Origin of the sequence: Pseudoalteromonas peptidolytica (assembly GCF_012641745.1) — a bacterium.
Taxonomy (GTDB): domain Bacteria; phylum Pseudomonadota; class Gammaproteobacteria; order Enterobacterales; family Alteromonadaceae; genus Pseudoalteromonas; species Pseudoalteromonas peptidolytica.
Genome location: NZ_WEHZ01000004.1, coordinates 32494 through 45915, shown reverse-complemented (window position 1 = coordinate 45915; position 13422 = coordinate 32494). Strand labels below are relative to the sequence as shown.

At 47.9% G+C, this 13422-nt stretch carries 2 protein-coding genes (1 of these 2 only partly in view); both read right to left on the bottom strand.

Annotated elements, in window-relative coordinates:
• A protein-coding gene (locus F9Y84_RS03850; protein ID WP_147389629.1) for a non-ribosomal peptide synthetase crosses the window boundary here: on the bottom strand, nt 1-3343 show its beginning. 6485 nt of this gene lie to the left of the window's left edge; the window shows 3343 of its 9828 coding nt (coding positions 1-3343); its start codon is at nt 3341-3343; its stop codon lies beyond the left edge, outside the window.
• Nucleotides 3343-13269 (bottom strand): non-ribosomal peptide synthetase/type I polyketide synthase, encoded by a 9927-nt coding sequence (locus F9Y84_RS03845; protein WP_147389630.1) that lies wholly within the window; start codon nt 13267-13269, stop codon nt 3343-3345. Before F9Y84_RS03845 ends, F9Y84_RS03850 begins: the two co-directional genes overlap by 1 nt.
• Nucleotides 13270-13422: the final 153 nt, after the last annotated feature.

Sequence of the window (13422 nt, the reverse complement as noted above, 5' to 3'; positions counted from 1 at the left end):
AATTGGGCTGTGATGGTGCAGGTTGTAGACTTGGTAATGAAGCTTGAGACTGAGAGTTAGCCAACATCTCACTTAGCTCAAATACGCTAGGATTGGCAAATACTTGCTTTAAGCTCACCTCCACTGAGAGCTGAGCTCTTAGCTCATTGAGCAATTGCATTGCCAATAAAGAGTGACCACCAATACTGAAAAAGCTATCGTGCAGCCCCACTTCTGGTGCGCCTGTTAAGGTTTGATAGAGCGCGATTAACTGTCGCTGCAACGCACTTGTCACTTCACTACTTTGGCTTTGAGAAGTTAATGCCAAAGACTGTAATTGTTGGCGGTCTATCTTGCCATTACTCAGGGTGGGTAAGTGCTGGCAAAGCTCTATCCAGCTTGGGATCATCGGCTCAGGCAAGCGACGCTTCAAGCCTTGGCGGATAGCCTCGCGCAGATTAGTTGCGGCGCACTGGCTGCCATCAATACTTACCACAAAAGCAACCAAGGCATCTTGTTTGCCGAGCTTGCGCACCACGACTGCAGCCTGCGATACCTCATCAAGCGCCACCAGTGCAGCTTCTATTTCATTAAGGTCAACGCGGTAACCGCGAATTTTCGCTTGTTTGTCAATTCTACCGAGAAATTCAAGCTCGCCGCTCGCATTCAGCCTAACGCTATCACCACTGCGATAAAAACGCGCGCATTGGACACTATGTTGCAAGCTACTTGTAAACTGAGCTGCGGTCTCTAAAGGCGCATTTATATACCCTTTGGCGAGGCTCGGCCCGCCAATATAGAGCTCACCGGGCATACCTGCGGGTGTTAGCTTCCCCTGTTTGTTGAGTACGCAGGTAGCAACATGTGTCAAAGGCGTACCGATTGGGTAACTGTGGCCGGTTAGCTTGCTGTCAGTCACTTCATGACAAATCACCCCAACACAAGCCTCCGTCGGACCATAATGGTTGAAAATACGCGCCGCGGGCGTCAGCGCGCGAATGCTATCAACAAGCTGCTCACCTAACGCTTCTCCACCTAACACCCACTGCGAAATAGCGGGCTTTTGCTCCGTAAACTGAGGCAACAGCACGGTGGCAAAAGAAGGGGTTAATTTTATTAAGTTAACTTGCTCAGCCACTAACTTGGCTGCGATTTGGGCAGGCTCTGGCGCTTGGCTTGCAAGAGTCAACACCACAGTGCCGCCATGAGTAAGCACCGGATACACAGCCGTTAAGCACAAGTCAGTGGCAAGTCCTGTGACCACGCCCGCTCGCGTATCTTGGTTGTAACTCAATCTCGCCGCAATACTGCTGCAATAGTGGCTCAGCGCGCCATGGCTGATCTCAACCCCTTTGGGCACACCAGTAGAGCCAGAAGTAAACAGCACATACGCGCTATCATCAAAACTTGGTGAATAAGTTTGCTGCGGCGCTCCTTTGTTTTGGTTCAGCTCACTATATTTAATAACCTGGATGTCAGCTTCATGTAGCGCTTGGCAAAGAGGCGTTTCGACACTTACCACCACCGTATTACACTCAGCTTGCCCTAGCATTTGTAGCGCTCTTGCAGTGGGCATATTGCCATCAATAGGTAGATACGCGCGGCCACTTTGCATTACGCCAAGCATAGTGACAATGTCACTCATATCACCCGTAGTTATTAGCGCAATGATTGACGCTGGAGCATCTAAGTTGTTGGCAATTTGTAGGCTTTGATCTTGTAGCTGCTGATACGTCAGGGTGCGTGATGCTTCGCCATTGGTATTTGGCACAACCACTGCAATCGCCTCACCTTGAATTTGCGCTATATCTCTGATTGCTTGAGGCACAAGCGCCGGCTGGCTGATGTTGTGATTGATATCCGCCGCCTTTGCCGATACGCTCGTTGATTTGAGCACCAAGTCATCAATCGGCAGCGTTTCTTTAGCACAGTAGCACTGGACGAGTGCCAAATAATCATCGGCAAATTGCTGAATAAGCACATGCTTATAAAGCCCTGTTGCATAAACAAAGTCACACACAAAGGCATCATCTGTATCATCAACAGATAGGGTTAAGTCAAATTTCGCAGTGCCATTATCAAGAGCAATTAACTCGGCTTCTAATTGGTTATTTACCGACACCTTATTACTTGCCACACCATTGTAGTTAAATAACACTTGAAACAAGGCGGAATGCGCGGCGGATTTGGGTAGCTCTAGCGCTTCAATGATGTCTTCTACGGCAGCGTTTTGATTACTAAGCCCTTGCAATACTTGACCTTGTAGTGCCTTAATCGCCTCACTTATGGAGTGTTCACCGTTTATCTGCATTCGCAATGGCAAGGTATTAATAAAGCAGCCAAGCATAGTTTCAAACTCGCTTTGCTGACGATTTGCAACCGGCACCCCTAAGGTAATATCGGCTTGCTCACTGTAGCGATAAAGCAAGATGTAAAACACGCCCAGCAAGGCGGTAAAATGTGTTACGCCATCGCTGTGGCAAGCTTTATCTAATCGTTGTATTTGCTCTGCGTTAAACGAACAACGAACTGTGCCACCTTGGTACTGCTTCTCTTTTTTCCTGGGATAGCTGGTGGGTAATTCAAACGGTGTAAATGCCTCTAACTGCTCAGTCCAATAAGCCAATTGTTGTTGATAGTCTGGGGATTGTCTTAATTGCTGCTCCCAGTGCACATAATCCCCATACTGTAATACTGGAGAGTCAAGAGGCTCCTCGGTTAGTTCACGTAGCAGCGCGTTAATAAACACAGTCACGCTCCAACCATCACTAATAATATGGTGCATATTTATTAGTAACCAGCGACAAGCGGTGTGAGAGTTGCGCACTAATGCCGTCACTTGTAGTAACGACTCGCTGGCAAGATCAAACTGATAGCGCACCGCCTGTTTAATCGACTCAGGCAGCTGATTGGGCAGCGCGTCCTCATTAACGCTCATCACCGCAATTTTCATCGCCTCGGCAGGTTCAATTTGCTGAACCACCTTCCCTTCAACCGTGGTAAATCTTGCTCTTAAAATATCGTGCTTAGCTACCAAGCGGTTCAAGGCTTGTTCAATATCCGTGACTAAAAATGGCTGCGATAATTTAACTAGCCCTGCCATATTGTACGCCGCAGTGCCTCCTTCATACTTATCAATAAACCACATTCTTTGCTGCGCAGCAGATAGCGCGGTAGATTGCTTTTGTTGCCCCTGAAGGTAGGTGATAAGCGCAGTTTTGTGTGTCTTTATCTTATCCAGAATACCCTCAGGCACTTGCCCAAGCGGTGTTCTAAGTTTTAATTTATCCTGCTGTAAATAAACATAAATCTGTTGACGATCAAGCTTATCTAACCACTGTTTTATTGCAAAGTTATCCATCATTACAAGTCCATCTCCGTCATGGATTTATCACGTAGTGCAGCGCTCAAATCACGATCGCTCACAATATCACTGACTTTTTCTACATTTGGAGTTTGCGCTTCCAATGCCATGGCATCATGGGCTTGTTTCAGCGCTTCTATACACTCGGCAAGCTCTGCAATACAGGCATGTTCAAAGATGTCGCCAATGGTCAATTTAATATTGAAAGCTTGGTTGAGCCTCGATACCAACTGCATGCCAATCACTGAATTGCCACCGCTATCCACAAAACGTGCTGTGACGCCCAACTGCTCAACTGGGAGTAGCGAGATATAGTGCTGATGCAGCTGTTTTTCTATTTCAGTGCGGGGAGCCAAGGTGCATATTTCTGAGGCTTCGTCTGTCACAGGCTTTGGCAGTGCTTTGCGGTCGCGCTTACCATTTGGCGTCATCGGCCACTGACTTAACCAGACAAAATGCTCAGGCACCATGTAACTTGGTAACCACTCACCAAGCGCTTGGCGCAACCGAGGTGAAGACCACTCGGTAGATAACTCACCATCATCAACGATATACCCACATAGACAAGAGCCTGTTGCTAGTGTTTGCACACAAACATCGACTTCACCGCTATTGAGTATCCGCCCCAAGTGATGGCTAATATCACCAAGCTCTATGCGGTGACCATGAAGCTTAATTTGGTTATCTAAGCGCCCTTTTACTTCAAAACGACCATCAGCCAAACGCCTCGCTTTGTCTCCCGTTTTGTATAAACGGCGGCTAATAGAAGCTGTAAATTGATGATTGATAAAGCGCTGCTGGGTCAGCTCCGCTTGATGTAAATAGCCCATAGCAACGCCACTACCACCAATGTATAACTCGCCCCATACGCCATCGGGTAAAGGTAGCCCTTCACCATGACCCTCGGTTGGGAGCACAAATAAGCTGGTATTTTGTATCGCTTTACCAATGGTTACCTCTGCGGCATTATCGATATGTGCAACCGCCGACCAAATCGTGGTTTCGGTTGGCCCGTATAAGTTATAAAGCGCTTTACTGTTGCTGAGTAGCTGCTCGGCTAATGCCTGAGGTAAAGGCTCACCACCACTCCACACTTTGATGCCAGAGGTACATGCTGGCGCCGCATTTAGCAGTAATTGCCATAACGTTGGCGTTGCCTGCATTACAGTTACTTGTTGCTGCTCGATAAGCGCGCCAAGCACAGCAGGATCGCTAATACTTTCATCACTTGCCAGCACCACAGACGCACCAACCAGTAATGGCCCAAACAATTCTAGCAAGGCAATATCAAATGCCACCGTGGTGATAGCCAATAAGCGGTCATCTGCCACCAGCCCCGGCTCACGACACATAGATGCAAGCAAATTAGCAAATGCCCCGTGATTGACCTCAACGCCTTTGGGTAACCCCGTAGAGCCAGAGGTATAAATCACATATGCTCGCTGCTGAGCTTGAATTAGTAAGCTTGGGCTGCGAGTCGCACTTTTGGCAATTTCTTCCGCATCGCTATCCATGCAGACTCGCTTTAAACCACCATGGTTGAATAACGCAGACTCCGCACCGGTGGCATCACACAGCACAACTTTCACTTTGGCATCATGCAAAATATGCGCGATGCGCTCGTCAGGAAAGGTAAGGTCAAGTGGTAAAAATGCCGCCCCTACTTTCATCACCGCCATAAGTGCTATCAATAGCTCCGCCCTGCGTGGTAATGCTACTGCCACGATACTATTAGGCGTTACCTGTTGCTTCATCAAGTAGTGAGCGAGCTGATTAACACGCGCATCTAGCGCTTCATAACTGAGACTCACATCATCCGTTACCAATGCTGTACGCTTGCTGCAACGCGACACATTGTGCTGCCACGTTTCAATGAAACTCGTCGCGACTTTGACCGATTTTTCTTGTTGCAGTGGCAACTCAACCAATCGATACACATCATCGCTACTTTGCATCAGCTCATTTTGAGCCCCTATCGGTGTACTACTCTGAACTTGCGACAGCAAATGGACAAACTTAGCCACATACTGAGTCATTAATTCAGTATCAAATTGCGCAGTGTGATATTCCACTAACAGTGACCACTGCCCCGCAATACAGGTCATATTTGTCGTCAGTTCAAATTGGCCAAATTTAGCGACACTTGGTTGCACCTCAACTTGCAGCCCGTTAAAGCTCGGCAAAGTGGTAACTTTATCTAGATTAAACAAGGTGCTAGGTAGAATAAGCTGGTCATCAGCAAGGCTTGCATATGGATGAGTTTGATGATCAAAGGCATCAAGTAAAATATTTTGCACCCGCTGTACTAGCTCACCGATAGTGCTAAGGCCTGCTATATCAACCACCATGGGTAAGATATTGGTGCAATAGCCCAGTAACGCTTGGTCGAGCAACTCAGGCTCAAACTGTGATGCCAGTCGCTGCTTATCTGATACCGGCACACCGACACTTATTACCGTCTGGCCGCTTAACTTGTGTAGCCACAAGCAATAAAGTGCAAGCATGGTTGCAAATTGCCCACAGCGTAAAGACTGGGCAAGGATCTCAGTGTTGCGGATTGCATTCGATGAAATGGGTAATGTAAGTTGATTAACTTGGAATGAAGCCGCACTCACCGCCATTGATTTTGGCAGCTCAAGCGGAGTTGAACTGGCTAAGCAGTGGTGCCAAAAAGCTTGGTTTTTGGCAGCTTCCGGTGAATGTGAATATGCCTGCAAGCTATCAACGTAGTGGCTAAAGGAAACCGCTCGACTTGCCGCCTCATTTTGCTTTACATCTTGATTGTAGCGCTCAGCAATCGCTGCTAACGCCATTTGTAGTGACAGCCCATCGCAGATCACATGATGGGCCACCACACTTAAATAGTGCTGCGCTTTGCCATCACTCAACAATGCCACTCTACAAAGTGGGTCTTTTGCAAAGTCAAACGGTTGATAACGCAGTGCAGATAACCGCGCCTGCAATGCTGCTTGGTCGTCTTCGCTCCATGGCTCAACATGTAGCTCGGCTTTTTCCACTCGGCAATATTGCATTAAGCGCTCACTATCAACACCAAAACGCAAGATTGGGAAGTCGCGGCAGAGCGCAGTAACAGCTTGTTGCAGCCGTGCTAAGTCGAGCTTACCGGAGAGCTTTACCGTCGCTTGTAATTGATATGCGCTCGCTCCATCGCTTGAGGTCAATGCCAGCGCTAATAGCTGTTGCTGGCTATGGCTAAGTGGAAATGCAGCGGCGTCATCACTTTGGCTCGCTTCACCAAAATAACCCGCACGTTTTAAGCTAAGTACACTGGCTTCAACTGCGTTTATCACCGCAGCAATGTCTTCATCTGTATGGGCGGCGCTGAAAAAGCAGTTACGCCCTTCCCAGATAAACACACCGCGCTCTAGCATTTCATAAAAGAACACATCAAGATTTTGCGAAAAGCGAAAACGGAATAATGAGGCAAACGCTTCTATTCGAATGGGTACATCATGGGTTTCAAAAAACGCATTGAGATGTGCTTTAAATGCCGCGGTTTTGTCGTTGATCCCTTGTTGTAACGCTGGACCTTGCGACTTAATCGCTTGCAACACCGCTTTGGCGCTTGCCATGGTCATTGGGTGTTTACAAAAAGTTCCGGCGAAGAAGGTGGTATCGGTCAAAGGGTAAGAATCATCTCCGTATTGCCAATTGCCGCCGTCAATGGCATCAAGATAGGTGGCTGCCCCCGCGACCACACCGATAGGCATACCTCCACCGACGATTTTGCCGTAGGTTGCCATGTCGGCCTTAATACCAAGCAAACCTTGAACGCCACCGGGATGTGCTCTAAAGCCAGTGATCATTTCATCAAAAATAAGGGCAATACCGTGTGCTTCAGTGAGCGTACGAAGTTTACGTAAAAACGCCCAAGGCTGATTTTCAGGATTACGGCTTTGTACCGGTTCAACAATCACCGCGGCAATATGTTGTGCCTCTCGGGTAATGATCTCAAGCGCTTCATCATCACCATAAGGTAAAACAAGATTATCGGCGATTGCGCCGTAGCGCACTCCAGCACACATTGCCTCTACGCCGTGCTCTGGCGATTCAGTTGCTAAAGTACCATCATAGTGACCATGGTACGCACCTGAGAACTGAACAATTTTATCGCGCTTGGTCACTGTTCTTGCTAGGCGTAGCGCTGTCATTACCGCCTCTGTACCAGAGTTACAAAACGATACCCGCTCAAGCCCAGTCAGCTCACAGATAAGTGCGGCGACCTCTGGCGCATCGGGACTTGCCAGTCCCAGCTGCATCCCCGCTTCAAGCTGCTGCGCCAGTGCAGCTTTGATAAAGTCAGGGTTGTGACCAAATAAGTTAGTACCAAAGTCCATGGTGATATCAATATAGCGATTATCATCAATATCCCAGATATATGCGCCCTCACAGCGCTTAGAAAACACCGGATAAAGTAGCTCTTTGCTCGACAGTCTAAAACCCGCCGACGCACGGCAGTCCGCAAGGCGTGCGCGATATTCGTTCACTAGCGCTTTGGAACTGTGCGTTTTCGCAATGTAAGAGTCACTCAATGCAGCAAGGTGTTGACGTATGGCTGGGCTGCTATTGGCATGCTGCACTTGTTTTTGCTGTGCGCCTGGTAATACTGATTGAGCGCTGCTCAGCTGGGGTTTTGATACCACAGTTGCTGTTGTGGTGACTGCACTGTTTTCAATTTTTACGCCCTGAATATGGCGTAACTGCTGACCCACCACGGCCTCTAACGCAGCTCTTGCTTCAGCGTTGGTCACTGTGCTTGCCGCCTGTAATTGCGCCTGACAAATGGCAACGAGTGTGTGGCTGTCAGCCTCTACAGCGCTACCTTTTGGCGTATCCGTCGTTACCGATACAGGTGATGGCAAACTGCCAGCTTGCTGTGAACCTTGCGGCGCTTTGAGATAGTCGCTATGGTGTTGAATATAGGCCACTAACTTATCGACATCGCTGAGTTCTTGATAAAATTGGCGAACACTAAACTCTAAACCGAATTCTCGCTCGTACACTCTAACGGCCTGCATGATCATCAACGAATCAACCCCCATTTCTAGCAAAGGGAGGTTGGTTTGGATAGCCTCAGCGGGCATCAACAAGAGTCCCGCTAAGGTATTGAGCACAAAGCTGCGAATTTGTGCATCACGGTCACTTGTATCCACCACAGTCAGAGCTTCGGGCTGTGATTGTTCAGTACCAAAAACCCAGTATGAGCTGCAATCAAATGGGTATTGCGGCAAACTCACTCTAGCGTTCGGACGATTGCCATACACCTGTTGCCATTTGAGCGCCCCGCCTAAATCGAGGTATGTGCCTAAACACTCGGCGAACCTCATGCAATCATCGCCTTTGGGGTGCAATACATGGGCATAATTGAGCGCTTTGTTATTACTGTTTTCTTGTATTAAGCCACTTAAAATAGGTTTGGGACCAAGCTCAATCGCTAAGCCATACTCTAGTGACTCAAGCTCGGTTACACAGTCAACAAAGCGAACTGGAGCCATAATTTGCTCAACCCAATACTCAGCTGTTGCAATGCGTGCAGTTTCTACTTGCCCCGTCATGGATGAAACAAAAGGCAATTTAGGCTGTTGAAAGCTAACCTGTTCAGCGACTTCCCTAAAGGCGTCTAGCATAGGGCTCATCAGTGCAGAGTGGAAAGCGTTTGCCGTATGCAGAGATGTTACTTTAATTTGCTGTGCAGCAAGTACATCACTGAGGGCTGAGATTGCTTCCTCAGCACCGGAGAATACCACCCCAGCCTCACCATGAAAGGCTGAAATAACCACTTGCCCCTGAATCTCGTTCAAGCAATTACGTGCGGCTACTTCATCACATCTTGCGGCGATCATACTGCCTTTTATCGGTAATTCATGCATTAGCTGACCACGCGCTGCAATCAACTCAACGCCGTCACGAAGCGAAAACACACCCGCAATACAAGCAGCCGCATACTCACCAACGCTATGACTGAGCAGCTGAGATGGCTTTACCCCAAAATGTATCAATAAGTTTGCCACACTGTATTCGACGGCAAACAAGCTCACTTGCGTCCAACGTGTTTGTGCCAGTAGTTCACTATGCTTTTGATCGAATAACACATCCAACAGGCGTGCACCAAAGCGCTCCCCAACCAAATTGTCAATGTCATCTAAGTGTCCGCGAAACACTGCATGGTATTGATATAAAGAGTGAGCCATCAAGGGGGATTGCGAACCTTGCCCGGTGAACAAAAACGCGACTTCTGGTGGAGTGTTTGCCGAGGACTGTTCAGCAATAATGGGACTATTCAGTTGCGCAATAAGTGCTTCTCTACTCACACTGCTAAACGTTTTATGCACACCTTTAAGCGGCACTTGCTCGGCATTTTGTGCGCAGAAGTCATCAAATGCTTGAGGAGTCAAACTCAACAATCGCTCACTATAGTGACCAGCGAGTTGTTGCAATGCCGCTTTCGATTTAGCAGCCAGAGGCAATAGATAACACGAAGGCGGTGTTACTTCAGCTTGCGTATAGGGTTTAGACACTGGCGCTTGTGCGCAGATCACATGGGCATTAGTACCACCAAAGCCAAAAGAGCTTAATCCAGCGGCTCTTACTCCCCCTTGTTGTACAGGCCATGCCTGCGTGCTTTGCGGCACAATGAACGGGAGCTTTTGCCATGGAATATGCGGGTTTAACACCTCACTATAACGCTGCGCTGGAATTTGCCCATGCTGTAAACACAGTAGCGTTTTGATAAGCCCAGCAATACCCGCACCGGACTCAAGGTGACCAATATTCGCTTTTACCGCACCGAGAATAACCGGATCATGACGACTATGGTGTTCTCCATACGTGCGGTTTAATGCTGTGATCTCGATAGGATCGCCAAGCTCCGTACCCGTACCATGGGTTTCCACATAGTGGATATCTCCCGCCTGCATCTTGGCATTATCAAGGGCGGCATTGATCACCGCCTGTTGCGCGGCACTATTTGGCGCGGTAATACCATTGCTGCGACCGTCTTGATTAATTGCACTGCCTTTGAGTACACCAACAATCGGGTCGTTGTCTGCCATGGCTTGTTGTAGCGGCTTTAGCATCACCACCCCAACTCCTTCACTTCGCACATAGCCATCCGCTGCTTGTGAAAAGGTTTTGCAATGACCGTCTGCTGCTAACATCTGTGCGTTTTCACAGGCCTTAGTCACATCATCGCTCAGAATAAGATTAACGCCCGCCACCAATGCCGCGTTCGTTTCTCTATTTCTTAGTGCTTGAATTGCATGATGAAGCGCCACCAGCGATGACGAGCACGCAGTGTCAATCGCCACACTTGGGCCGGTAAAATTAAAACTATAAGAAATGCGGTTTGCAGCAATACTCAGTGCTGTGCCTGTGCCTAAATACGCAGTACTTTTTTGCTGTTGTTGTGACAATAAAAAGTAGTCATTTTGCGATATACCAACATAGACGCCAATATCGCTACCTGCGAGCGTGGCGGGTTGGTAACCGGCATTTTGTATGGCGTGATAAGCCGTTTGAAGCAGTAATCGATGTTGGGGGTCAATATGCTTGGCCTCAAGTGGCGAGATCCCGAATAATGCAGCGTCAAACTCATCAATACACTCTAGATAACCTCCGAGTCGATCAGCTTCAAGGTTAGGACAAAGCTGCTGGCGCTTCGGATCTGGCGTGGTGATCCCATCGCCTTGCTGACATAACAGCTGCCAAAATGCCTCAAGTCCATTTGCTGATGGATAAAGACAGGCCATGCCAATCACGGCAATATCTGTATCCGCAATATGTGCAGTTCGGCGAGAGGCTTGCTTCTTATTCGCTTGCTGAGTGGTACCTTTCGACTCGTTAAGCTCAGTCTGCCCTAGAGCTTGAGCAAACGTACTAAACTGACTTAAATACTGGGCGAGTTCGCGAATTGAAGGATATTCGTAAAGTACCGTAGGCTCAAGGTCTAGCTGGTGTACTTCCATTAACTCCCCTGAGATCCGCACCGCTTTCATCGAATCTACACCTAATGCTAAGAATGGCGCGTCGATATCCAAACTACGCGCGGACTTATCTATTTCTTGTGCGACTAACTCTTGTAATAACCGCTGAATTTGTTGTAGTGACGATGAGGACGATGGCGTCTCAGCTTGCTGTAACACAGCAGCTTCACGGGCGCGCGCAATTGCTTCAAAGTTACCTGCTAGGTAACTACGCTTGTTCTCTTGGCGCTGAATTTTACCGCTCGATGTTTTGTGAATGCGACCGGGCTTTATCAATACAATGTCATAAGGCGTAATGCCGTGGTGCTCAACGATCGCTGCGGTGATCTGCTGCAGTACCTGCTCAGCATTTAACTTCCTAAGCGCGGTACGTTTTACTTGTTGTACTATCACCAAACGTTCTTCATCGCCATTAGCGGCGACCGAAAACGCCGCGCCACCATTTTGTTCTAAGCTGTCACTTGCTTCTGTCACCGTCAGCTCTATATCTTGCGGGTAGTAGTTTTTACCACGGAAGATAAGTACGTCTTTGGCGCGTCCTGTCACGAACAACTCCCCACGCTGGATAAAGCCTAAATCACCAGTACGCAGATAATCCCGTTGGTCAGCACCTTTAATTCTGGCATGAAATGTCGCCTCGGTTGCCGCTGGGTTATTCCAATACCCTTTTGCTACACTTGGCCCTGTTACCCAAATCTCTCCGGTTTCACCATCATCGCGGGCTTCACAAGACTCTGGATTAACTATCGCAATGCGATGCTCGCCCCAACTCACACCAGAAGATACGGCGTAATAAGGCTGCTGATCATCAGCCTCACCTAGCGCATAAAACGCATCTATTGTACCTTCATCTGCGACTTGTTCGGCTTTACCCTGTTGTAACTTGGCCGCATCTATACGTAATATCCTTGGTTTTTCTAGAAGCCGCCCTCCGGTTGCAAATAAGGTGGTTTCTGCCATGCCGTAACAAGGTGCGATACTCGCTCTTTGTAAACCACATACTTTAAACTTTTGATAAAAGCGCTCTAACGTGCTGGCACGCACTGGTTCTGCGCCGTTTAATGCCGAACGCCAATGAGACAAATCTAAGTCTTTAAGATCTTCGTCTTTAACAGTGTCCACACACAGATCGTAGGCAAAGTTTGGCGCGCTTGACGTTAAAGCTTTGGTTTGGGAAAGCAGCTTTAACCAACGCAGTGGTTTTTGCAGGAAATAAGCCGGATTCATCAGCGCGGCTGTCGCACCGATGTAAATTGGGTGCATAATGCCAAAAATGAGTCCCATATCATGGAAATGAGGCAACCAACTTACGACCGACGAGTTGTTATCATGACCAAACGCTTCTTTCATTAGCGCCTGATTATCAAGAATATTATTGTGGGTTACTATCACGCCCTTGGGCGTGCCCGTCGAGCCTGAGGTATATTGCAAAAATGCCAGTTGCTCACCATGAATGTCTGCACGAGGCCACTGTTGGGTGGTCGATTTAAGAGCAATGTTATCAGTAGTAAATAGTGCTAATTTCGCTAGGCTAGGCTCTGCATCAAGCAATGGCTTGGCGATTTCATTGATTTTTTCACTGGTGAGCGCGCCTTTGGCACCTGCGTCTTCAATGATGGCACGCAGACGATCAACGTTTTGATTCTTCTTAGGAGGATAAACCGGTACCGCAATGATCCCAGCGTATAAACACCCAAAAAATGCTTCTATAAATTCAAATCCGGAGTTGTATAGTAATAATGCTCTGTCACCCGGCTCAAAATATTCACTCAATACCTCAGCAATGGATGCTGCACGTGCATGCAATTCTTGGTAGGAAATGGTTTTACTTGGTAGTGCCTCATCGTAAAAATACTGATAGGCAATATCTTGAGATCGAGTACGCGCTAAACCCGCGAGTATAGTAACAATATTTGTATTCATGCCATCCCCATAACTTGGTTGGGATTCCTTTGGCAACAGCGCGAGCAATATCTATTTGGCTTGCGACAGTTAACCATCAGTAACGTTGTAAAAAACCAATCAATTACTTAACCACAACAAACACAGTACCTAACATAAGCAGGGAAGCGTTTG